Origin of the sequence: Thermorhabdus hydrogeniformans (assembly GCF_049310025.1) — a bacterium.
Taxonomy (GTDB): domain Bacteria; phylum Bacillota; class Thermosediminibacteria; order Thermosediminibacterales; family Tepidanaerobacteraceae; genus JBJYKD01.
Genome location: NZ_JBJYKD010000085.1, coordinates 1 through 482 on the forward strand (window position 1 = coordinate 1; position 482 = coordinate 482).

Here is a 482-nt window from a genome sequence, read left to right on the forward strand (position 1 = left end):
CCAGTCGTGATGGCTACCATCGATTTGGACCAACATCCCCATTTGCGGCTTACGGGAACGTCTGCGGTGCGGTTTTGGCGGCCGGTGTTTGCGAGAACTGGGGATACCGGCTGCCTTCAGGATACGGCGAACAGAAGAAGGGCAAAGACTTTACCCTCATGCTCGCAAAGAAGTTCGCTCAGGAACGTATAATTGCACCCCCTGTACTTAGTCTGTGCGAGCTGGACCACCTGCTGGCGAACATCATCCGGGATAGTGTGGGCAGGTTTTCGCCCACGATTTCCGTGTGCCAGTGAGGCAGGGCCCTGGGATTTTAATCTAGCCTTAAGCCGATACACTTGACGTTCACTCAGCCCCAACACTAAAGCAGCTTCCCTAATTGTCATCTTTCCATCCAAAACCTTTTGCAACACTAATACCCTTTTAAGTTCCGTCTGTGACAAGGTTACTCTCTCCCTACTCATACTGACATTTTTACAGAA

At 51.0% G+C, this 482-nt stretch carries 1 protein-coding gene; it reads right to left on the reverse strand.

Translation table 11 applies throughout. The annotated features are described in order from the left end of the window. Positions 1-116: 116 nt before the first annotated feature. Positions 117-464 (reverse strand): helix-turn-helix domain-containing protein, encoded by a 348-nt coding sequence (locus tag ACKX14_RS15585; RefSeq protein ID WP_422449282.1) that lies wholly within the window; start codon positions 462-464, stop codon positions 117-119. Positions 465-482 lie beyond the last annotated feature (18 nt).

Bases quoted from the DNA above. Each gene is read 5' to 3' on its own strand.
- ACKX14_RS15585 (WP_422449282.1), bottom strand. From the start codon at position 464: ATGAGTAGGGAGAGAGTAACCTTGTCACAGACGGAACTTAAAAGGGTA.